This window comes from Mucilaginibacter myungsuensis (assembly GCF_015222005.1).
Lineage (GTDB): Bacteria > Bacteroidota > Bacteroidia > Sphingobacteriales > Sphingobacteriaceae > Mucilaginibacter > Mucilaginibacter myungsuensis.
Window position 1 is genome coordinate 92533 of record NZ_JADFFL010000001.1, and the last position, 23833, is coordinate 116365.

Below are 23833 nucleotides of genomic sequence, written 5' to 3' on the forward strand. Positions count from 1 at the left end.
CAAAATTAGTATTCGTAATCGATTTTGAAATTTATCCGACTTTTTTTTCTGCTTGCAGTTGTATTATTGGTTAATGAGGTAACTGCCGCTGCAAAAAGCGGGCGGGTTAATAACGCTTCAGCTAAAGATACTATTATCCAGCTTGATCCTGTTAGGGATAAAATATTATTAAGAGGCAAGTCTTACGCCCCTGCGGCTAAGGACACCGTGCCCAAAAAGTCTGCTAAAGATACCATTCCAAAAACATCCCGCGATACCTTGCCTAAACGGGTGGTTAACGGAAATCCGTCAGACACCAGTCAACTAACCGAGAAGGTAGTAGCTAAAGCAGATTCTAACTTTGCCGATCGCGAACATAAGATGACATATTATTACGGCAATGCGCGCATCACTTATGGAGAGATGGAGCTTGATGCCGAATACATCAGGATAGATGAAACAAAGCACCTGATATTTGCCAAAGGGCGTATAGATCCGCGTACCAACCGTTATATCGGCCGACCTATCGCCAAGATGGGAAAAACAGAGAAACCCATAACATCCGACTCGCTAATAGTAGACTACGTTACCAAAGGCGCACACGTATGGAACAGTGCCACCGAGCAGGACGGTAATTATATCTCCGGAGGTCAGGCTAAAAAGTTAAAAGGAGATGAGGTAGCTTATGCCGACGCTTTGTTCAGCACCTGCGATCTGCCTTATCCTTATACTCACTTTGGTATTGTGATCACTAAAGGTATCGCAGAAAAGAACAGGATCATATCATCATTGTTTTATTTAGAGATACAGGGGGTGCCGTTGCCAATTGGTTTGCCTTTCGGTTTTTTCCCTAAGCCCGAGTCACGGTCATCAGGTTTCATATTACCAACTCCCGGCGAGGACTTTAAGCTTGGGTTCTTTTTAAGGAACTTCGGCTACTACTTTGCTATTAACGACTATATTGACGCTACTGCGCAAGCTACTTATTACGCCAAAGGATCTTACGAGTTAGGGTTAATGACACGTTACACAAAGCTTTACAAATACAACGGATCGCTAAATCTTAACTACGGGTCGCATAATTACGGTTTAGAAGGCGATCCTGCCCAAAAAGATTTCAATGTGCAGTGGTCACACTCTAAAAACCCGTCATCGCACCCCGGCGTAACTTTTAGTGCATCGGTAAATGCAGGTACATCAAGCTTTTACCGTAACAACCCTGCTACAACAAACTATAACCTGCAACAGTTAACACAGAACAACTTGAACTCCAGTGTCGCCTTTGGCCGTACATGGGAGGGGACACCTTTTAACTTTACAGCAAACATCGCACACAGCCAGGATCTTACCCGGCAAACAGTTACTTTGGAGTTGCCAAGTTTTGCATTCAACGTGGCTACGCTTAGCCCTTTTGCCAGTAAAGGAAAATTAGAGGGTACGACAGAAAAATGGTATCAACGTATCACTGTTGGTTACAGCCTTGTAGGTACTAACAGGCTTACTGCCATCCCTGAGTCTGAGTTATTTAAAGGCTCTACACTGCAAAAACGTTTGCAAAACGGTTTGCAGCACCAAATACCTATTGGTATCAACCTTAACGTCTTAAAGTACTTTCAGTTCAACTCGAATTTCAATTATACCGATCGCTGGTACTTCCAAACTATCCGAAAAAGATTTGCCCGTGGCAGCTTGACCGGCTTAGATTCTATGGCTACCGATACCGTTCCGGGTTTCAGAAGGGCCGGCGAGTACAGTATGAGTGCCGGTATATCTACCAAGGTTTATGGTACCATGACATTTAAGAACAGCAAGATCAAAAAGATCCGCGACGTGATAACACCGTCTATCAGCTTCAACTACCGCCCGGATTTTTCGAGCCTTGGATATAATTACAACCAGATCGCTGTGAGCAACGCCAGCATCCCATATCCAGCAACTGTGCAGCGTTATTCTATTTACGAGCAGTCTGTTTACGGCGGTCCTTCGGGGGGGCGTTCGGCCGGTCTGGCGTTCTCTATCGATAATACTATTGAGGCTAAGGTGCGTGCTAAAAGCAGCGATACATCTGGTAAAGACCGGAATGTCCCTATTTTGCAGGGCCTTTCATTAAACTCGTTCTATAATTTCGCGGTCGACTCTTTTAGATTATCACAGATCAATCTTCAGGGGCACACCTCGGTGCTTAACCAAAAGATCAATATTAGTTTTGGTGGTGTGTTAGATCCTTACGTAGTTAACGTGCGCGACTCGATTACCTCTAACCAAGTAGTTCGTTATGCAAGACGTTTCAATAGATACACCTTTCAGGATGGTAAAATGCCTTTCCTGACCGCGTTTAACTTAACCATGGGTGCTAACCTTAACCCGGCTGCATTTAAACGAACAGATGGTAACGGCCGCCGCCCGCCGGGACAACCTAACACTTTGGCAAACATGACCGCTGAACAGGCTAATAAACTGGCACAATTAAATAGCGACCCGAACGCCTATGTGGATTTTAACGTGCCTTGGAATTTGAATTTGAACTATAGTTTCAACTATAATAACGACAGGATAAATACGGTAACATCCAACACTGTTCAGATAAGCGGGGACGTTAGCTTAACACCGAAATGGAAAGTGCAGTTCACATCCAACTACGATATCAAAACCAAACGATTTAGCGATGCTACCTCGTTCAATATTTATCGCGACCTGCATTGCTGGGACCTTGCTATTGGTTGGATACCGTTCGGTTTCTACAAATCTTACAACGTTACCTTAAAGGTTAAAGCCGCCGTTTTACAGGACTTGAAACTGACCAAACGTAAAGATTACTATAACAGCAATTTATAATGCTTGCAGAGATCATCACCATTGGCGACGAGATATTGATAGGGCAAATAGTAGACACTAATTCGGCCTGGATAGCCCGCGAGTTGAATAATATCGGTGTACGCGTAAAGCAGATATCATCAGTATCCGACGACCGTGAGCATATCCTGAAAGCCTTAGCAGAAGCGCATCACCGTGCTAATATCATTTTGATAACCGGCGGCTTAGGGCCAACGAAAGATGATATCACTAAAAAGACATTAGCAGAATACTTCAATGTCGGCTTTGTTGAAAGCGATGAAGCTTTAGTGAACGTAGAGCAGATCTTTAAAAAGTATAACCGTCCGTTATTGGACGTTAATAAACTGCAAGCGCAAGTACCCGCGAATTGCGAAGTGATACTGAACAAGAACGGTACAGCGCCCGGTATGTGGTTTGATCATGATGGCCGCATCTACATATCTATGCCGGGAGTTCCTTTCGAAATGATGTACATGATGGAGGATACCGTTCTTCCTAAGTTGAAAACATCATTTGATCTGCCGCATATCATCCACAAAACGATCTTGACCGTTGGCGAAGGGGAGTCGTTTCTTGCTCAACGGATAGAGGATATCGAGGATAGCTTACCTTCGCATATCAAACTGGCTTATTTGCCTAAATTAGGCCAGGTGAGGTTGCGCCTAAGCGCTTACGGCACCGATGAAGCGGCACTGACCGATGAGGTAAACCGATATGCCCAAAAGATAAGCGAACGCGTAGCCAATGTTGTAGCTGCACATGAGGACCTTCCCTTAGAGAAAGTTATTCTTGATAAGATGGCTGTAAAAGGCTTTACCCTATCGGTTGCCGAGAGTTGCACCGGTGGTTATATCTCACATTTATTTACCCAACACGCCGGCTCATCGGCCGTCTTTTTGGGCGGTGCGGTCTCATATTCTTACGAACTGAAGGAGAGTATCCTTGGCGTAAAGAACGAAACGCTGTGGCAAACCGGCGCCGTAAGTCAGGAGACGGTAAAAGAAATGGTAGAAGGTGCGATATTAAATTTTAAGTCGGACTATGCCATCGCTGTGACCGGGGTTGCCGGACCGGGAGGAGGGAGCGAAGACAAGCCGGTCGGAACGGTTTGGATAGCAGTGGCTTCTGTTAACAAAACGGTCACAAAGAAATTCACATTCGGATCAAAAAGGGCCCAAAACATCGAAAGAACCGCAATTTCGGCCTTAGGAATGTTGAATACTTTACTTGCAGAAGTGGAAAATTAAGCCCCTAATTGATTATTTTTGGACCATCTATACTAATATATAATATGGCCAAATACCAATTGTTGCTGCCGAAGATGGGTGAGAGTGTTGCAGAAGCAACGATCATAAGGTGGTTGAAAAACCCCGGCGATCCCATTGAAGCGGACGAGGCAATATTAGAGATCGCCACCGATAAGGTAGACTCTGAAGTACCCTCGCCGGTAAGCGGCAGACTTTCTGAGCAGTTATTTAAAGAGAACGATGTAGTACAGGTTGGTGCCGTTATTGCCACCATTGACACGTCTGTCCCCGAAGCGCCAAAACCAGCTCCAACTCAGGCCCCTCAACCAGTATCAGCACCTGCGCCAACTCCTGCACCTCAACCAGTAGCACAGCCAGTATATCAGGCCCCTGCGCCTGTTTTAGAGAAAGCACCGGCTACGGCTCAGGCTATCCCGGGTGTAGATCAGTTGAATAAACCGGCCCCTGCACCACAACCTGTTGTTGCTGTAGCGACCGAGGGCCGCTTCTACTCGCCATTGGTGAAAAACATTGCTCAGCAAGAGGGGATAAGTGTTGCTGAATTGGACCGTATCCCGGGTTCAGGAACCGACGGCCGTCTAACTAAAGACGACCTGTTGGCTTATATCACTAATCGCCCGGCAGCCCAAGCTAACCGTGCCCCACAACCTGTGGCAGTGCCTCAACAAGCTGCCGCTCAGCCGACTTCTACAGCGCAACAGCCACATGCTGCGCCACCAAGTCAGCCAGCTCAAACGGCATCTCAACCACAGACCGCTGCTCCGCAACAACAGGCGCCGGCGGCACCAAAACCGGTATATTCGGTTTCAGGTGGCGACGAGATCATTGAAATGGACCGCATGCGCAAGCTGATCGCCGACCATATGGTGATGAGCAAGCATACATCGCCGCACGTAACATCTTTTGTAGAGGCCGACGTAACTAACATAGTCAACTGGCGCGAGAAGGTAAAGAAAGGCTTTGAGCAACGCACCGGCGAACGCTTAACTTTCACTCCGATATTTACCGAAGCTGTTGTAAAAGCGATCAAGGATTTCCCATTGATCAATAGCTCAGTAAATGGCTCTCAGATCATCAAAAAGAAAGACATCAACATCGGCATGGCTACTGCGTTACCAAGTGGTAACCTGATCGTTCCGGTGATACATAAAGCCGATACGCTGAATCTGGTAGGTTTAACCAAGTCGGTCAATGACCTGGCTACTCGTGCACGTGCTAACAAACTTGTCCCGGACGAAGTAAAGAATGGTACCTTTACCATCACCAACGTAGGTTCATTCGGTAATGTGATGGGCACTCCGATCATTAATCAGCCACAAGTAGCTATCCTGGCGGTTGGTGTGATCAAAAAGAAACCGGCTGTTTTAGAGACCAAAGACGGCGATGTTATTGCCATCAGACATATGATGTTCCTGTCGTTATCATACGATCACCGGGTGATCGACGGCTCGTTAGGTGGTTCATTCATCCGCCGTGTAGCCGATCATCTTGAAAATTGGGATGTGAACAGAGAAGTATAAGTTAGACCAAAGAACAGATCAGTTAAATACCTAATGCAAAAAATGCCGGAGACTATTGTTTCCGGCTTTTTTGTATAATATCGGCAGCAAAATCACCGGTTCGCTTAAATTGGTAACCTTTACCTTGCGCCCAACTGATGAAGTCCTTAATGCGTGCTATAAAATCATCGCCCGTGTTACGCATCACATAACCGGGGAAACCATATTTTTCGGGCTTATGCAGGTCTGTAAATTCCCAGGGGTGAAAGTATAAATTCAAATAGCCGTCCTTATTGTAAGTCGCTCCCGATATCCATTTGATCAGGAACATAGGCAGATTATGGAAACTCAGCCAAAATAAAGGGAAACGGATCAACGGCGACACTGAAGCCGGTAATTGCAAAACGCCATCCTGCCAAAACCATTTACGCGGGCGGTCGAAGTTATTGTAACGGCCCGGCAGCCAGGTAGGGTTGATAGATGAGTTATACTTATAACCTGCCTTTTGTATCTCGCGCTCATCAACGGGCATCATGCGGGCCATGCGGTAGCCGCTCACTGGTGTATCGAACAATTCCTCTAAAACCTTCTTTGACGAAGCTAAATGCGCCGGGATAAACTCTGAGTGGAAATATCCGTGCGATGCTAACTCATGGCCTTCGGCAACGATCTGTTTAACTACATCCTGCTTATGTTTGGCATAATTGGCAGTACAATAAAAAGTAGCCTTGATACCAGCCTCCCGCAAAATATCAAGGACAGCCAAAGTACCTTCTGTCGATACCGCTAACTGCTCATCAAAGTCCAGGCTTTTACCGTACTCAAATGGCATATCAAATTCTTCAATATCAAAGCTTAGCAGTATCATTATTCAGTTTAATAAGGTTAGTAGAACGGACGATATAATTTGGCCTCTGCTTAGCCTGCATAAATAATTTACCCAGGTACAGACCAATGATACCCAGCACCATCAACTGCATCCCGCCAAAGAAAACCACAGTGGCAATAACAGACGCCCATCCCGGTGACTCGTGTCCGTAAGCAAATGTCCATGCGATATAGGGGATGTACAATAACGATGCAGCAGAAAAGAAAGCACCGATACCGATCGCGATATTCAGCGGCCTTACGCTAAAGGCAGTAACACCCTCCACAGCGAAGCGAACCATCTTTTTTACAGTGTATTTGCTCTTACCCGAAAAGCGTGGCTCGGCCTTATAATTGATTGCATATTGTTTGAACCCCAACCATTTGATCAACCCCCGCATGAACAAGCCATTCTCGTTCAATTGGTTCAGTACATTGGCCACTTTACGATCAATCAAACGGAAATCGGCAGTACCTTTCTCCAGCTTGGTGTCCGAAAGAGAATTGATCATGTTGTAGAATATCTCTGACGACTTGGTCTTGAAATAAGTAGCTTCGTCGTGATATTCGCGGGTGGTGTACACCACATCATAGCCTTCTTCCCATTTTTGTAGAAATTGCGGTATCAGCTCAGGCGGATGTTGCAGATCGCCATCCATGCTGATGATGCAATCGCCATCTGCATAGTCGTAGCCCGCTTTTAAGGCATTTTGATGACCGAAATTACGGGACAGTTCTAAGTAATATAAGTTTGCGTTTTGTTCACTTACGGCCTTCAGTGTCTCTAAGGTATTGTCAGAACTACCGTCGTCGACAAAGATTACTTCATAAATATAGGGAACATCTTTTAGAGCAGCAGTGAGTCTTTGCACCAGCTCGTTAATGTTGCTTGCCTCGTTAAAAGATGGTATGACGATGGATATTTTTTTCATGCAGCTAATTCGCGCGTTTTAAAGTCGCGGGTCCAGGTTTCGTAAACTATCCTGATCCATATCACAAAACAAGGTAAGGCTTTTAAAGAATATGGTTTGATATACTCGCGATTAACAAATTTAGGGAACAGATCAGATGGTGATAAACTGGTAACGGCTAAAGCAAATATCAGCAAAAATATCTCAAAGCCGGTAACGGGCCGATCTAACACCATGTACCAAACAGCAACGCCAACGAAAGCAATGATGTAAGTCGGCGACTCGGAGCCGGTGCTGAATAACACCGTAAATAGTAGGGTAGAGGCTAAGATCAGCAATTGATAATTGACTATCTTGAACGCCTCGATACGCAAATAAGACGTTGCAAAAAGCAGCATCCCCGGCAGGATAACAATGGCATCGGATAACTGCGGATAATTGAACACCCGCCGGATCATACCCATTACCGAGATATCCTGCATAATGGAAACGGCGTTATGTTTGTTCTTGTCGGCTAAACTGGCGTACCAATCTTTATAACATTGTACCACAAAACCCGGCGACGAGAACGGCATCGGTAATGCAAATAGTACCACCGACCAAAACATCAGAGATAGAATGAATTTGATCTTATTATCGGTAAAGAAAAAGAACGATAACCCCACTATACCGTAAAGCTTGATATATGTACCGGCAATAATGAGCAAAGCCGCCCAAAATTCCTTACCGCTACGGATAAATACGAAGCTGAGGACGATGATCGTCGTCATCATTGGATTGAACTGCGCGCTGTACGACGCCGTCATTAACTCGTGTGCGCATATCAGCAACACGGCGTATTGAGCCTCTTTTTTTATCGGAAGCATCAGCACGGCTTTGTACAGAACTAAGGCGTTAAGCATTGTCCATAATACTACGCCCACGCCATCCGGTAACAAGGTGAACGGCGCTATCACCAGTGCGAACAGTGGCCCGTAATGATTGGTATCAAAGTAAAATTCGGGCTGGGGCGTGTATAAGTTATGCTGATGGATAAGGTTTACGAACGTGTACTTAAAGATCAGGTAATTGTTAATAGTTTGCGCAAACGCCATTTTAAGCACTGCGAACAAACTTAAGCCGAACCAAAGGATGGTAATGAATATCTTATTGGTAAAAAGCTTAACTATCTTGTCCATTAATACGGTATGTGGGATCAGCGATAGCTGCAAAGATAATGATCTGTTTAAAACTGACGAGGAGAATTTACGGCATAAAAAAAGCTTCCCTTTTGAGGAAGCTTTAAAACTTTTTTCCCGAAGTGACTACTAAATAACTTCGAGGTTATGTTTTAGCGCCGAGGCTAAACTGACCCCTGTTAGCTGATCGGCAAAAGCCACGAAGGCTTTGTTATCCGATATACGTTGTTGATTGGCGATCAGATCTTGAAGACCGATCTTTCCTAAAACAAATTTGTAACTGTCTGAGTAAAAGCGCTCATGGATATGTATAAAGTTCAGCACATCAACCAATGCCTCGTCTTCGTAACGTAGATAAACATTCAGCTCTATGTCGTTTGTGAACTTAAGATCGGTACGCAGCTTGGCTTTTTTGTATTCGTATTGATAATCGTAACGCAGCGCCGCAATGTCGGACAATACCGCCGAACCCGTTGGGTGGCCGCCTGCACCTTTACCATAAAAGAATTGCTGATCGGCAAAAGCAGCCTGTACGGTTACGCAGTTGTACTCGTAATCTACATTGTAAAGGAATTCATTCTCGTTAACGAACTTTGGCAGCACGAACATAGCAACATTCTGCTCATCCAGTTCTTTAGCTACCGGAACTAATTTGATCTTTAAGCGTTTTTCACGCGCGTATTTAAGATCGTTAGCTGACAGGGTCTGGATACCGATGTTCAATACATCCTCCGGTTTCACTACAATGCCGTAAGCATGCGCGGCAGCTATTACCAATTTGTATTTAGCATCGTAACCACCAACATCTGAGGTTGGATCGGTCTCGGCAAAGCCAAGGTCTTGCGCTTCTTTGAGAGCCGCGTCGTAATCTAAATTATCATTGTATCCTTTAGAAAGTACAAAGTTTGATGACCCGTTAAATATGCCACTGATCGAGTGCAGTAATTCGTTATCATAGTATTCTTCCAGGTTACGGATGATCGGGATACTGCCGCATACTGATGCTTCATACAATAACGATGTACCGTGGTGCTGCTGCAAAGCGATCAGCTCCTCTAAATAAGTGGCAACCATCTTTTTGCTGGCCGATACCACATTACGGCCGGTACTCAAAGCGCGTGAAACGATCTCGAAAGCGGCCTCTGTATCATTGATCAGTTCCACCACGGTATTGATATCCGGATTGTTTAGGATCTCCTCACGATCTGTAGTGAACAGGTCGGCAGGCAGGCTGCGTTTTTTGGTCGGGTCTTTAATAGCGATCTTAACGATCTCGATGTTCAGGTTCTTGGTCTTTATGATGTCGTATAGGCCCTGGCCAACTACGCCAAAGCCAAATAAACCTATTTTTAGTCTCTTGCTCATTATTATGCACTGTGTTGCAAGTTAGATAACTCGCTTGTTTGGTTTGTTTTTAAAAAGGTTGATATGATATTTGTAAGTTCTTCTGTATCAATTAAAAATCCGTCGTGTCCGTAAAAAGAATCCAACTCAGTGAATTGCGCCCCAGGGATGTTATCGGCCAGGTAATGCTGCTCATCTATCGGGAATAAAACATCCGACGTGATACCGATCACCAAAGTTTTAGCTTTAACGGTTGCCAAGGCCAATTTAACACCACCACGGCCACGACCTACGTTATGCGAATCCATTACTTTGCTTAAATACCAGTAACTATAAGCGTTAAAGCGGTTTACCAATTTATCGCCCTGATAGTTTTGGTAACTGGTAGCACGATAGTTATTTACCTCGTCGCTTTGGTCTTTTTGCGTTTTGCCGTAAGTGTGATAGGTGCGATAAGATAACAATGCCATACTCCGGGCCGCTTTAAGCCCCTTGCTGCCACCATCCGGCGTTTCACTGTAGAAACTATCGTCAGCTTGCAAAGCCAGGCGTTGCGACTCATTAAATGCGATCCCCCAAGGCGAATGGCGCGCATTGGTCGCGATCAGTATTAAGTTATTGATACGCTCGGGCTCTAAAATACTCCATTCCAAAGCTTGCTGACCACCTAATGATCCACCGATCAATGTATGTATCTCGGTAACGCCCAAGTGTGCTGCTAATAACTGATGTGCCTTAACAACATCGCGAATGGTATAGTCAGGAAAGGTCAAATAATAGGGTAGGCCCGTGGTTGGATTCTGATGTAACGGACTGGTCGTGCCGTATGCCGAACCTAAAACATTGGCGCAAACAATAAAATACTCAGCAGGATCAAAGTAATAACCGGCACCAAAAAGGCCTTTCCACCAATCCAGCACGTCCGAGTTTGCGGTGAGCGCGTGGCAAACCCATACTACGTTGTTACGCTGTTCATTTAACGTACCGTAAGTGTGGTAGCCTATCTCTATCTCAGGCAGTGTCTCTCCCGACTCTAAGGTGAAGGTTTGCGTATGTTTAAGTACCTGTGTTGTCATTTTTATCTGGTATCGCCTTAGCGGGGCAGACACATTTTAGCTTGGTTGTTTGGTAATTTTGATTGTTAGAAAAGGGCATGACCCTTTAGGGGCAGCACGTAATTTCAATAAAATGAAAGGGTACGTGAACGCGTTAGCAGCAACAGCACATCGGCATATTGCAAATGGCGATAATGCTTACAGATAATGTGTTACGCTTTTGCGCCTGCTGAGAAAATCTTTGGATGTTGGTCTTCATTTGTATGGTTATTAATTTATATCCCCCGATGATCCATTCACCGGGCCAGGATTTGGCACCTTCTCCGCCTGCCGGAGGGTTGCCAGTGGGTCTCAGAGCCTGATCTCTCGCCACTTCTTTATAAATCAAAACCTTTTGAGGGGAAATGATCCTATGGTATCGCTACCAAATAATGTTCCAAATATAGGTTGAAAAACTATATCGTTCCAAATTAAATTTTTATTCTTTGGAAAAGGGTGAGCTGTTAATGATAACAGGCGAAAGGTTTGTATTGTCTGACCTTCGTTATTTCAGCACCTTTTACCTTTCGCCTTTAACCTATTCCAAAGCCTGCTCCATATCCGCGATCAGATCATCAATATGCTCTAACCCTACAGACACCCGTAATAAATTCTGCGGAGTTTTAGTATCCGGGCCTTCTACCGATGCGCGGTGTTCTATTAAACTCTCCACGCCACCCAGACTGGTTGCAATGGTAAAAAGCTTTAATTTGGATAAAACCTGCTTAGCTGCATCAGCGCCGCCTTTCACACAGAAAGAAAACATCGCGCCAAAGCCCAACATTTGATCTTTAGCGATCTGATGTTGCGGATGCGAGGTCAAGCCCGGGTACATCACGCTTTCTACATTGGGTTGTTGTTCTAAAAATGCGGTCAGCAGGTGGGCATTGTGCTCATGTCCTCTCATTCTGTAAGGCAGGGTCTTTAGGCTTCTTACCAGATAGTAGCAATCCATAGGCGAGGGGATAGCGCCGCCCATTTCTTGCACCTGACGGATCTTTGCCCACCATTCATCTTTTACAGCAGTGATCAAAGCTCCACCCATCAGGTCGCTGTGCCCACCGAAATATTTGGTTGACGAGTGCATCACCAGGTCGGCGCCGAGCTCTAACGGTCGTTGAAACACTGGCGTAGCGAACGTACTATCTACCACTACCTTTATCTGATGCTGTTTAGCTATCGCGATGACCTTTTTAATGTCGGTCACTTTTAACAACGGATTGGATGGGGTTTCTACCCAGATCAGGACGGTTTCAGGTCTTATGTTTGCTTTTAATGTAGCCTCGTTATTGATATCGATAAAGTCGAAAGTAAGAATACCGGCAAATAAGATCTTGATCTGGTTGCGTAAACCATGGTACATATCATCGGGGCAGATAATATGCGTACCGGGAGCAAGCGACTGAAATACCGCCATACCCGCCGCATTGCCGGATGAAAAAGCCGCTGCTTCTACACCGCGTTCTAACTTTGCCAATACCTTTTCTAATTGATGACGGTTAGGATTGGCAGCGCGACTGTAGATATATCCATTAACATAACTGCCGTCGACCTCACGTTCAAAGGTCGTCGACATAACTATGGGCTGGATAACAGCTTTAGTGGCATCATCAGTTTTATTTCCGGCATGTATGGCAATAGTTTCAATTTTCATATATTTGGGATGTAGCGTTCAAGGCCAAAACTACGTAACCTATACCATAAACCAACTCTATGAAAAATCTAACCTTTATTTTATTGATCATTTTTTGTTTTTCGTGTAAGAAAGACTCTATCCAAGTATCCGGATTGGAGAATAGCCGTCAAGCCTGGGAGACCTACAAAATATCTGTTAATAACTCTTACTCTTATGTCAGGTATTCCGCATCGGTGTTCGGAGGATACTCAGAATCAACCATCATGGTACAAAATGGAAAAGTGATAGGCCGAACGTTCAAGTCCGGGGTCTATCAATACAACCCAACTGTTTTTGTTGAGCGCGTGTCATGGACCGAAGACGCCGCTACGCTCAATACCCATACTGGTGGCAATTTTCCGGCCGTCACGATCGACCAACTTTATGCCGAAGCTGAACGTGATTATGTTAACGTTGATGAGAAGGAGAACAAGAAATATTTTAAAAAAGACGACAAAGGTTTATTAGCGATCTGTGGTTATTTTCCCAAGGCCTGCCAGGACGATTGTTTTAGAGGAATTCAGATTAAAAATATCCAGCCGCTCAAATAAACCTTTGGCGGAAGTAAGTGTAATGTCAAAACCGCATGTTCAAACATGCAACAATAGGGCCGTGCTAATAAATAGCACGGTTTTTTTATTAATTTTGACCAAAATATTTACAGATGGCTGCATCAGATAAAATTCAGGTTTTGTTGAATGACCCCAATTTAGCGCCTGAACTAAAGAGCATCGCCCAGAAGGTATTAGACGGCCAACGCGTTACATTTGACGAAGGTGTGCTGTTATACGAGAAAGGTGAATTAGGCTACCTTGGCGTTTTGGCTAACTTTATCCGCGAGCGAAAGAATGGTGATAAAACCTATTTCAACCGCAACTTCCATATCGAGCCTACCAATCTTTGTGTTTACGATTGTAAGTTCTGCTCGTACTCGCGCCTGATCAAACAGCGTGCTGATGGTTGGGAATACAGCATGGAAGAGATGCTGAACATCGTAAGAAAATACGATGATGAGCCAGTAACCGAAGTGCACATCGTTGGTGGTGTGTTGCCACAGTATGATGTTCCTTTTTACACCAAACTGTTCAGCAGTATCAAAGCTCATCGCCCGGATCTGCATGTTAAGGCTTTAACCCCTGTGGAGTATCACTATATCTTCAAAAAAGCTAAGATAGATTATTCTACCGGTATGGCATTGATGAAGGATTCGGGTCTGGACTCGATGCCCGGTGGTGGTGCCGAGATCTTCGATAAAGAGATACGCGACCAAATAGCAAAAGATAAATGTACATCAGAACAATGGCTGGAAATTCACGAAGAGTGGCAAAAGTTAGGCATGCGTTCTAATGCTACCATGCTTTACGGCCATATCGAACAATTTAAGCACCGTGTAGATCACATGGAGCGCTTGCGCCAGTTACAAGACCGCACAGGTGGTTTCCAGGCGTTCATTCCGCTTAAATTCCGTAATAAGGATAACCAGATGAGCAACGTGCCCGAGGTTTCAGTGATAGAGGATCTGCGTAATTATGCAATAGGTCGTATCTACTTGGATAACTTCGACCATGTTAAGGCTTATTGGGCTATGATCAGTCGCACAACTGCGCAATTATCGTTAAACTTTGGTGTTGATGATATTGATGGCACGCTTGACGATACTACCAAGATCTACAGCATGGCAGGCGCTGAAGAACAGCACCCGGCCATGAGCACTAAGGAACTGGTAGAACTGATCAAACAAGCAGGCCGACACCCGATAGAGCGCGATACGCTTTATAATGTAGTGACAGATTACAACGAATTTGTGTTCCCTGATGCCGCGCCTAAGCCCCATTTTTATAAATTGCCGGTTGTGAATTAAAAAAGTCCATCGACGATGGACCATGGACTTTAAAAATGATCAAAAAGATATTACATATCGTACGCCACGGCCAAACGGACTTGAATAAACAGGGTATCGTGCAGGGCCGGGGTATGAACACGGATCTGAATGCAGAAGGCTTGTTACAGGCCGATCTGTTCTATAATTCCTATAAGGACGTTAAGTTCGATAAGATCTACATCTCCGAGTTAAAGCGCACACAACAAAGCATCCAGCAGTTTATTGATCTTGGTATACCTTATCAAAAACTTTCAGGCTTAGATGAGTTAGGTTGGGGTGAACAGGAAGGCCAGCTAAGTACGCCTGAAACAAAAGGGGCTTTCCTTCATATTATCCGTGCCTGGAATGCCGGCGAACTGGATGTAAAATTTGAAGGTGGTGAAAGTCCAAACGAGATAAAAGCCCGTCAGATCGAGGCGATGGAGACGATCATGAGCCATACTGAAGAAAAGAATGTACTGATCTGCATGCATGGCCGCGCGATGCGTTTTTTGCTTTGTTGGCTTACCGAAAGGCCGCTGAGCGAAGCAGAGCAGTTCCCTCACCAAAATCTGGTGCTTTATAAAGTTGCTTACGATGGCGAGAAATTCGAGATCATCGACTTTAACAACTCCATCCACTTAAATAACCACTAACCACAAGCTATCGTGGATAAGATCAAAATATCAGCGGTTAGTTACACTAACACGCTTCCTTTTCTACACGGCATCCGCCATACCGATATCATTAACAAAATAGATCTGAGCGTAGATATCCCGGCAGACTGCGCCCAAAAGCTGATCGATAACAAGGTTGATATTGGGTTGATCCCTGTGGCCGCTACATTGGATCTGCCTTATTGGGAGATCGTGTCCGACTATTGCATAGGTGCCAACGGACCGGTCAATTCTGTCTTTATCTTCAGTAACTGTAAGATAGAGGATATCCGCACTTTACAATTAGATCCTCAGTCTCGTTCATCGAATAACTTGGCGAGGGTACTGCTGAAGAACTACTGGAAACTGGATCCGAAATTGGTCATTAACGCCCCGGACTATACCGAAAGTAACGACCCTAACACCGCTTTTGTACAAATAGGGGACAGGACCTTTGGGAAAAAGGATAAGTACGCTTACGTGTATGACCTGGCCGAAGAGTGGAAGAACTTTACTGGTCTCCCTTTTGTATTTGCTGCCTGGATAGCCAATAAGAAGATACCGGCCGAGTTTGTTGCCGAGCTGAATACCTCCTTAAAACATGGTTTAGATAACCGTGATGTGGTGATAAAGGAACTACCTGCACGGACCGACTTTGATCTGGAAGACTATTTGATGCATAAACTGGACTTCGACCTGACCGATGATAAGGTGAAAGCGCTACATCTTTTTATCGGGTATCTTAAAAGTTTACAAAAGTTAACGTTTTAGACCCCAAAACAGAGAGGGGGATGCTCCCAAAAGCATCCAAAATTACTTAGTGTACATAATACAATTAGCATATTGTTAAAAATACACTAAGTAAAATACCATCAATTTCATAATTCTAAATTACAATCGCCTTGGTTATGAAATTTTCATAAAAATTAAACTTTACTTGCCATATAGTAAAAGTGAGGGTAATTTTGTGTCGTTAATTAAAAGAAAAAACGATCATGAAAAAGTTCATATTATCAGTTGCAGTATTAGCAACTATCACTTTATCAGCACTAGCTGCCGACGATAGCAAAACAGTTAAAGACGATTCTAAAAATGTTCCGGTTACGGTATTGAACCAGTTCAACTCTGAGTTCAGCGGTGCAAAAAATGTTACCTGGACCGTTAGCGATAGCGCCCCTAAAGCCGACTTCGTTGTTGATGGTGTTTCTAAAACGGCATTCTACAATATCTCTGGTGATTTTGTTGGTGTAACTCAAGAGGCGACCATTAACGATCTGCCTGCTTACGGTGTAAAACAGATCTCAAAATTATATGCAGGTTACAACACCGGCCAGGTGATCAAATTTGTTGCGGAAGACCCTGAAATGCCAAATTTCACTAACAGCCCGCTTACCGCGCCAACCACTACTAACTACTACGTATCGCTTACCAAAGGTAATAAAGAGATCTTGGTACAGGTTTCAGTTGACGGTACCGTATCTTACTTCAAAAAAGTAAAATAAGTTAAAAAAATAACCCTCACATTTATACCTAATGCCGTTCGTGACCCGAACGGCATTTTTTATTTTGCATAATGTCAGTTTTGCGTAACCATTACATATATAATTGATACTCAAACAAAATATTTGTTTTTAATTGCAATTAAATATACATTTGGATTAAGAGGAATAAATTTTCTAACTGACAATTAAACCTGTTAATTTTTCAGTCTGGTTTTTTTTCATCTATTTATTATAAAACAATACACGCTTATTACATTATGAAGACTGGAAAAGTAAAATGGTTTAACACCCAAAAAGGCTTCGGCTTTATCATCACCGAAGAAGGAAAAGATCTTTTTGTACATTTTAAAGACGTACAAGGCGGCGTTAACGCTATCAAAGATAACGACACCGTAGAGTACGATGTAGAAGAAGGCAGAAAAGGATTACAGGCAGTAAAAGTGAAAAAGATATAATTCTATCATTCTTAAAAGCAGCAAAAAACCTTTGTCCACCACCATGGCAAAGGTTTTTTTATGCAAAAAATTTCGGGATCGTGACGGAAAGTTTATTTTAGACCCACCAATTTCTTAACCGAACTTAATTTTTAACATGACCGACATTAACGCATCACGCAGCAAACTCAATGTAATATTCCTTGTACTGGTAGCCTCGTTAGGGTACTTTGTCGATATTTACGATCTGCTGGTTTTCTCTATCGTCCGCGTCGAAAGCCTTAACGGGATAGGTATCACCGATAAAGCTGCCGTTACCGAACACGGTACGTTCATTATCAATATCCAAATGTTCGGCTTGCTGTTGGGTGGTATCTTATGGGGGATAATTGGCGATAAGTTAGGGCGTATCAAAGTGTTGTTCGGTTCGATACTGCTTTATTCCTTGGCTAACTTCGCGAACGCTTATGTTAACGATGTAAATACTTATGCCGCTGTACGTTTCATAGCCGGTATTGGTCTGGCCGGCGAACTTGGTGCCGGTATCACCCTGGTAAGCGAGACCATGAGTAAAGAAAAACGTGGCTACGGCACTATGATCATTGCTGTAGTGGGCCTTTTTGGCGCGGTACTGGCCAATATTGTAGCTACCAAATATGGGTGGCGTAATGCGTATAAAGTTGGCGGCAGTTTGGGTATTGTGCTGCTGGCTTTAAGGGTCGGTACGTTCGAGTCGGGTATGTTTAAGGATGCCGAAAAGTCCAACGTATCCCGTGGTAACTTCCTGATGCTTTTCAGCAACGGCAAACGATTTTTAAAATATCTGTATTGTATTTTAATAGGCGCACCGCTTTGGTACGTGGTAGGCGTACTGGTAACGCGCTCCAAAGAATTTGGCGAGGCTTTAGGCGCAACAGGTGTATTAAAAGGTGGCGACGGCATCCTATGGACCTACATAGGTATATCAGTTGGCGACCTGGTCGCTGGTCTCTTCGCCCAGATAACTAAATCGCGCAAGTTAACAATGGCAGTATTCCTGCTATCATCAGTAGGTTGCGTGGCCTGGTATCTAAGCAGCAAAGGCATCACGCCCGAGCGCTTTACCTGGGTTTGTTTTGTAATGGGCTGCAGCGTAGGCTACTGGGCAACGTTCGTAACCATTGCTTCAGAGCAGTTCGGTACAAACATCCGCGCTACAGTGACCACCACAGTGCCAAATTTTGTGCGTGGTGCGTTGATACCGATCAACGCAATGTTCGGTGTATTTTCAGCCCAATATGGGATGATCACCAGTGGCTACATCGTTATGATCATATTGACCGTGTTGTCGTTATTCTCGCTAAGCCAACTTAAAGAGACTTTTGGAAAAGACCTTAATTATGTGGAGGGGGATATTCCTTCGGTTTAGTAATTATTCTGAAATTAACTTGACTTACCATTGTTCCGACCGTAGCGCAAAAAATGCACACCAATGACCGATGACCAACGGTCAATGACTATCTTCGTCCCCGATGATAACTAAGGAGCAAATTACCGCCGATTACAAGACCATTCAGGATGAAATTACAGCCGCGCTGGAGCAATTAGACGGCTCGGCCACGTTCGAACAAGAGATATGGGAACGTGATGGCGGAGGTGGCGGCCGCACCCGGGTTATCCAAAATGGCAATATCATGGAGAAAGGTGGCGTTAACTTCTCCGCCGTTCACGGCGAATTGCCCGATGTTATGAAACGTGCGCTGAAGGTGGAGCAGAACGACTTCTTTGCGACAGGCGTATCCATCGTAATGCACCCTAACCACCCGCTGGTTCCGATCATTCACATGAATATCCGCTACTTCGAAATGCCATCAAGCTTCGGCGACGGGCAAACACCTGTAAGATGGTTCGGTGGCGGGATAGATCTTACTCCGCACTATGTCATCGATGAAGATGCTCAATTTTTTCATCAACAATTGAAAGATGTTTGCGATAAGTTCAGCAGTAATTTCTACCCCAAATTCAAACCCTGGGCCGATGATTATTTCTTTATCAAACATCGTAACGAAACCCGCGGTATAGGTGGTATCTTCTATGATAAATTGACAGCTACAGATGAATTGAGCTGGGAAGATATATTCGAGTTCTCTAAAGCTTTAGGCCGTACCTTTGCACCAACCTATGTCGAATTGGTTAACCGCAATCGCGATAAGCAGTTTACCGATCAGCAAAAAGAGTGGCAGTACTTACGCCGTAGCCGCTACGCCGAGTTTAACCTGGTGTATGACGCAGGCACCAAATTCGGCTTAGAGACCAATGGCCGTATCGAGTCTATCCTGATGAGTTTACCCCCGACGGCTAAATGGTTATATGATCCTAAAGTTGAAGAAGGCGGCGAAGAGGAAAGAACCTTATCTTTATTAAAAAAAGGCGTCAACTGGTAAAACCAAAATATGAAAAATTTAGCCCTTGCATTATTAGCCATTTGTGTGTCATCATCTTACGCTCCGCCCAAATTGGCTGGTAACTGGATCTTTAAAGGCGGCATCTACAATGGCAAAAAAGAGGGTGCACCTAAGGAGTACACCTTGCAACGCAAGTATCAATCGGGCACCTTTAATGCTTTCCTGTTAGAGAAAGGGCAGAAGCCATTGAAGTACCAATCGGGTAAATACACTATCGGTGACAAGGAATACCTGGAAACCGAGACCTACAGCATGCAGCAGTCTAAAATGAAGGGGAAGACCGTTAAATATCAATACACCATCCGTCACGATTCGCTCATTCTGATCGGTGTATTGCCTACCGGGATGACAGTAGAAGAATACTGGAAACGATCTAAATAAATTGTGGAAAAATATTGCCCTGCAAAGGCCCGTTTTATGTGTAAAACGGGCCTTTTGTTAGTAAAAAAATGTGGGGCTTAGTGTAAAATAGCTATCTTCGCAGGTCGCTTTATTAAATAAAAATTGCATAAACCTATTTTAGCGAAGATCTATTAAAAACTAAAGATGGCTGACGAGACAGAAAACGAAAATTCGCATAAGGAAGACAGAATAATCCCTATAAATATTGATGAAGAAATGCGATCGGCTTATATCGATTATTCGATGTCGGTTATCGTATCGAGGGCCTTGCCCGATGTGCGCGACGGTTTAAAACCGGTACACAGGCGCGTTCTTTATGGTATGCTCGACCTTGGTTTGAGCAATAACAAACCCTACAAAAAATCGGCCCGTATAGTGGGTGAGGTGTTAGGTAAGTACCACCCGCATGGTGATACATCGGTTTACGATGCCATGGTGCGTATGGCCCAGGATTGGAGCTTACGTTATCCATTTGTTGAGGGACAAGGTAACTACGGATCTTTAGACGGTGATGAGCCGGCGGCGATGAGGTACACCGAGGCCCGCTTGCAAAAGATAGCTGAGGAGATGCTGGCCGATATTAACAAGGACACCATCGATTTTCAACTGAACTTTGACGACTCGTTAGAAGAACCGACCGTATTACCGGCAAAGGTGCCTAACTTGTTGATCAACGGTGCATCAGGTATCGCGGTAGGTATGGCCACCAACATGGCGCCACACAACTTGACCGAGGTGATCAACGCTACTTTGGCTTTGATAGACGACCGAAATATAGAGGTGACCGAGCTGATGAAATACATCAAAGGCCCGGATTTCCCTACAGGTGGTATCATCTACGGTTTTGAAGGTGCTAAAGAAGCATTCATGACCGGTCGTGGCCGTATCGTAATACGTGCACGTGCCGAGATCGAGATATACAATGGCGACCGCGAACGTATCGTTGTTAGCGAGATACCTTACCAGGTAAATAAATCGGTCATGATCGAGCGTACGGCCGAGTTGGTGAACGATAAAAAGATCGAAGGTATCACGTCTATCCGCGATGAATCTAACCGTGAAGGTATCCGGGTAGTTTACGAGATCCGTCGTGATGCTAACGCGTTGATCGTACTGAACAATCTTTATAAATACACTTCGCTTCAAACTTCTTTCAGCATCAATAACATCGCGCTGGTACATGGCCGCCCGATGCAGTTGAACCTGAGGGATATGATCCACCACTTTGTGGAGCACAGGCACGAGGTTGTTGTGCGTCGTACTAAATATGAGTTGGCCGAGGCTGAAAAGCGCGCCCATATATTAGAAGGTTTACTGATCGCGCTTGACCACCTGGACGAGGTGATCAGGTTGATCCGTAGTTCGAATACGCCTGAAGAGGCTCGTGATGGCTTGATGACCCAGTTCGGTTTATCAGAGATACAGGCACGTGCTATCCTGGATATGACCTTACGTAGGTTGACCGGTCTGGAGCGTGATAAGATCAAGGATGAGTATGCTGCATTGATGGAAACCATCAATTACTTAAAGTCTATCTTAGCTGATGAAGGCTTACGTTACGGCATCATCAAGACCGAACTGACCGAGATACGCGATAAATATGGTGATGAGCGCCGTACCGAAATGGTACACTCATCGGCCGAAATGAATACCGAAGATTTTATTGAGGATGAGAACGTTGTGATCACCATCTCAAGAGAAGGTTACATTAAACGTACATCATTAACAGAGTATCGCCGTCAGGGTAGAGGTGGTAAAGGATCTATCGGCAGTAACAGCCGCGATGCTGACTTCATAGAGCACTTGTTCATTGCATCTAACCACAACTATATGCTGTTCTTTACCGAGGCCGGCCGTTGTTTCTGGTTACGTGTATTTGAGATACCTGAAGGTTCGCGTACGTCTAAGGGTCGTGCGATCCAGAACATCATCAATATCCCTAAGGATGAGAAGATCAAGGCTTACATTAAGTTGACGTCTATTAAAGACCAAACTTACCTGGAGAATAACTTTATCATTATGTGTACTGCTAAGGGTACCATCAAAAAGACCTCGTTAGAGGCTTACTCTCGTCCGCGTGCTAATGGTATTAACGCTATTAACATTAACGAGGGAGATACGCTGTTAGAAGCAAGCTTGACAAGCGGAACAAGCGAGATCGTAATGGCGCTACGTTCGGGCCGTGCGATACGCTTTAATGAATCTACCGTTCGCCCAATGGGCCGCAACGCTACCGGTGTGCGTGGTATCACTTTAGATAGTGAGCAAGACGAGGTAGTAGGTATGATCGCTATTGACGATCCGACCACTACGGTACTGGTAGTATCAGAAAAAGGTTATGGTAAACGTACTGATATCGAAGATTATCGCGTTACTAACAGAGGCGGTAAAGGTGTAAAAACCATTAGCGTTACCGATAAAACAGGCAAACTTGTTGCCATTAAAGGTGTTACTGATGAGGAAGACCTGATGATAATCAACAAGTCGGGCATCATCATCCGTATAGCCGTTAGCGAATTGCGTACCATGGGTCGCGCTACGCAAGGTGTAAGATTGATCACGCTGAAAGGCGATGACGAGATAGCATCGGTAGCTAAGATCGAGCGCGAAGAGGAGGAAGAAGAAGTTACCGAAGGCGAAGCCACAGAAGGTACCGTAGCAGAAGGGGAGACCCCAACTGAGAACGCTATCGGTGATGCCGAAGGAACAGAACCGACCGAGCCTGCAGCCGACGACGATCAGGAATAAAAACACATCAACTATGATCAACCGTAAAATAACATTTTCGGTAATTGTACTAATGCTCACTTCATCTTTAGCCTTCTGCCAGTCAGAAGCGCTAAAGAATGCAGTGAACAACCTGGCGAGTTACAAGAAAAATCAGGATCTTAAATTCCTGAGCGTCGCCCGAAAGACCGTAGATAGCCTGATCAAAACCAGAAAAGATTCGGCCGATCTTCAAAAGAACATTTACAAGACCATTATCTACACGGCCATCTTGTACAATGACCCTATCAACAAACTGGGTAACCCGCCAACGTTTTTAAGAACAACTACCGAGCATTACGATAATCTTGCCCGTCAACGCAAGATCTACAAGTATCAAACGGAGATGAATTTCGCGGCGCGGTGCCTGGCCAATACCTACATCAGGTATGGCTTTTTGCACATGGAAAAAGGGAAGGACTATACAAATGCGCTGGCATCGTTTAAAATGGCGCAGAAGTATGCGCCATCGTTTAAGCAACTCAACGCTTATATCGCTTATGCTAACGGGCGTTTGGGTAATATCCAGGAGGCTGCACGTTATTATACGATATTACTGAATACAGATACCATCCGTGCTGAATATGTGGAAGCGGCGGCAAACACGTACCGATCGGTAGGGGATACCGCCAGGGCATTGCAAGTGCTGCAAAAGGGGAGGAAGTTGTTACCCAACGATCGTACGTTGCTGTTAGAAGAGGCCAATATTTACAATAATAAAAAGGACTACAAAGCTTTAGAACCCTTATTACCACAACTGCTTGACGGTAATCCAAATAATGCTGATATTGCATTCATCGCAGCTAACTGTTACGACCGGTTAGATAAGTTTGAGCAAGCCGAATCACTTTATTTACGCACTATAGATCTGAACGAGGTTTTTTATGAGCCTGTGTTTAACTTAGGTGTGTTATATTTACGTTCAAGCGCTATAAAAAAGGATTCGACGGCAACTAAAGACCTGGTGCGTGCGGGGCAATGGCTGGAAAAAGCGAACGAGATATCGCCGTATGATGCCAAATGCTTAAATTTATTGCAGATAGTGTACACAAAACAGGGGAACCGATCCCAATTAGATAAGGTAAACAACAAATTAAAACAGTTAACCAATTAATTGA

Annotated in this window: 20 protein-coding genes and 1 riboswitch; of the genes, 14 read left to right on the forward strand and 6 right to left on the reverse strand. The window is 44.5% G+C overall.

The genetic code is table 11. The annotated features are described in order from the left end of the window. Nucleotides 1-24: 24 nt before the first annotated feature. The 3 genes from IRJ16_RS00440 to IRJ16_RS00450 are packed head-to-tail and all read left to right on the forward strand — an operon-like array spanning nt 25 to nt 5602. A complete protein-coding gene (locus IRJ16_RS00440) occupies nt 25-2814 on the forward strand; it encodes a putative LPS assembly protein LptD (RefSeq protein ID WP_194109545.1) in 2790 nt (929 codons plus the stop codon). Next, nucleotides 2814-4061, forward strand: a complete 1248-nt coding sequence (locus IRJ16_RS00445; protein WP_194109546.1) for a competence/damage-inducible protein A — start codon at nt 2814-2816, stop codon at nt 4059-4061. The genes IRJ16_RS00440 and IRJ16_RS00445 overlap by 1 nt, the downstream gene beginning before the upstream one ends. A 44-nt stretch (nt 4062-4105) precedes the next feature. Beyond that, nucleotides 4106-5602: a dihydrolipoamide acetyltransferase family protein gene (locus tag IRJ16_RS00450; RefSeq protein WP_194109547.1), complete on the forward strand. Its 1497-nt coding sequence runs from the start codon at nt 4106-4108 to the stop codon at nt 5600-5602. A 52-nt stretch (nt 5603-5654) separates the two neighbouring features. Here the strand turns inward: IRJ16_RS00450 and IRJ16_RS00455 are convergent, their stop codons facing one another. From IRJ16_RS00455 to IRJ16_RS00480, 6 genes are all read right to left on the reverse strand, one after another. Continuing rightward, nucleotides 5655-6449 carry a polysaccharide deacetylase family protein gene (locus tag IRJ16_RS00455; protein WP_194109548.1) on the reverse strand — a complete coding sequence of 265 codons (795 nt, stop codon included), beginning with the start codon at nt 6447-6449 and terminating at the stop codon, nt 5655-5657. Next, complete coding sequence (locus IRJ16_RS00460) at nt 6430-7380, reverse strand: glycosyltransferase family 2 protein (RefSeq protein WP_194109549.1); 951 nt, start codon at nt 7378-7380, stop codon at nt 6430-6432. Before IRJ16_RS00460 ends, IRJ16_RS00455 begins: the two co-directional genes overlap by 20 nt. Continuing rightward, complete coding sequence (locus tag IRJ16_RS00465) at nt 7377-8537, reverse strand: glycosyltransferase family 87 protein (protein ID WP_194109550.1); 1161 nt, start codon at nt 8535-8537, stop codon at nt 7377-7379. Before IRJ16_RS00465 ends, IRJ16_RS00460 begins: the two co-directional genes overlap by 4 nt. 129 nt (nt 8538-8666) lie before the next feature. Continuing rightward, complete coding sequence (locus IRJ16_RS00470; RefSeq protein WP_194109551.1) at nt 8667-9902, reverse strand: homoserine dehydrogenase; 1236 nt, start codon at nt 9900-9902, stop codon at nt 8667-8669. Nucleotides 9903-9904: 2 nt separating this feature from the next. Further along, nucleotides 9905-10957, reverse strand: a complete 1053-nt coding sequence (locus tag IRJ16_RS00475; RefSeq protein ID WP_194109552.1) for a homoserine O-acetyltransferase family protein — start codon at nt 10955-10957, stop codon at nt 9905-9907. A 251-nt stretch (nt 10958-11208) separates the two neighbouring features. Continuing rightward, nucleotides 11209-11322: riboswitch (SAM riboswitch) on the reverse strand. Between the two features lie 191 nt (nt 11323-11513). Further along, the gene (locus IRJ16_RS00480) at nt 11514-12629 is read right to left on the reverse strand and encodes a trans-sulfuration enzyme family protein (protein ID WP_194109553.1); all 1116 of its coding nucleotides are present in this window, start codon (nt 12627-12629) and stop codon (nt 11514-11516) included. Between the two features lie 59 nt (nt 12630-12688). On the opposite strand from IRJ16_RS00480, the gene IRJ16_RS00485 reads away from it, so the two are divergent. The 11 genes from IRJ16_RS00485 (at nt 12689) to IRJ16_RS00535 (ending at nt 23829) form a co-directional block, all read left to right on the forward strand. Then, nucleotides 12689-13201 carry a hypothetical protein gene (locus IRJ16_RS00485; RefSeq protein WP_194109554.1) on the forward strand — a complete coding sequence of 171 codons (513 nt, stop codon included), beginning with the start codon at nt 12689-12691 and terminating at the stop codon, nt 13199-13201. Between the two features lie 113 nt (nt 13202-13314). Next, on the forward strand, nt 13315-14511 hold the full coding sequence (mqnE, locus tag IRJ16_RS00490; protein ID WP_194109555.1) for an aminofutalosine synthase MqnE: 1197 nt from the start codon (nt 13315-13317) through the stop codon (nt 14509-14511). Between the two features lie 35 nt (nt 14512-14546). Continuing rightward, the gene (locus IRJ16_RS00495) at nt 14547-15167 is read left to right on the forward strand and encodes a histidine phosphatase family protein (protein WP_194109556.1); all 621 of its coding nucleotides are present in this window, start codon (nt 14547-14549) and stop codon (nt 15165-15167) included. 12 nt (nt 15168-15179) lie between these two features. Beyond that, nucleotides 15180-15938, forward strand: coding sequence for a menaquinone biosynthetic enzyme MqnA/MqnD family protein (locus IRJ16_RS00500; protein ID WP_194109557.1), 759 nt, complete (start codon nt 15180-15182; stop codon nt 15936-15938). A gap of 224 nt (nt 15939-16162) precedes the next feature. Beyond that, nucleotides 16163-16669 carry a hypothetical protein gene (locus tag IRJ16_RS00505; protein WP_194109558.1) on the forward strand — a complete coding sequence of 169 codons (507 nt, stop codon included), beginning with the start codon at nt 16163-16165 and terminating at the stop codon, nt 16667-16669. Nucleotides 16670-16926: 257 nt separating this feature from the next. Continuing rightward, nucleotides 16927-17124 carry a cold-shock protein gene (locus IRJ16_RS00510; protein WP_194109559.1) on the forward strand — a complete coding sequence of 66 codons (198 nt, stop codon included), beginning with the start codon at nt 16927-16929 and terminating at the stop codon, nt 17122-17124. 136 nt (nt 17125-17260) lie between these two features. Next, on the forward strand, nt 17261-18511 hold the full coding sequence (locus tag IRJ16_RS00515) for an MFS transporter (RefSeq protein WP_194109560.1): 1251 nt from the start codon (nt 17261-17263) through the stop codon (nt 18509-18511). Between the two features lie 103 nt (nt 18512-18614). After that, nucleotides 18615-19526, forward strand: coding sequence for an oxygen-dependent coproporphyrinogen oxidase (gene hemF, locus IRJ16_RS00520; RefSeq protein ID WP_194109561.1), 912 nt, complete (start codon nt 18615-18617; stop codon nt 19524-19526). 9 nt (nt 19527-19535) lie between these two features. Continuing rightward, entirely contained in the window at nt 19536-19928 is a 393-nt protein-coding gene (locus IRJ16_RS00525) for a hypothetical protein (protein WP_194109562.1), read from the forward strand. 165 nt (nt 19929-20093) lie between these two features. Next, entirely contained in the window at nt 20094-22697 is a 2604-nt protein-coding gene (gyrA, locus tag IRJ16_RS00530; protein ID WP_194109563.1) for a DNA gyrase subunit A, read from the forward strand. Between the two features lie 13 nt (nt 22698-22710). Continuing rightward, nucleotides 22711-23829 (forward strand): tetratricopeptide repeat protein, encoded by a 1119-nt coding sequence (locus tag IRJ16_RS00535; RefSeq protein WP_194109564.1) that lies wholly within the window; start codon nt 22711-22713, stop codon nt 23827-23829. Nucleotides 23830-23833 lie beyond the last annotated feature (4 nt).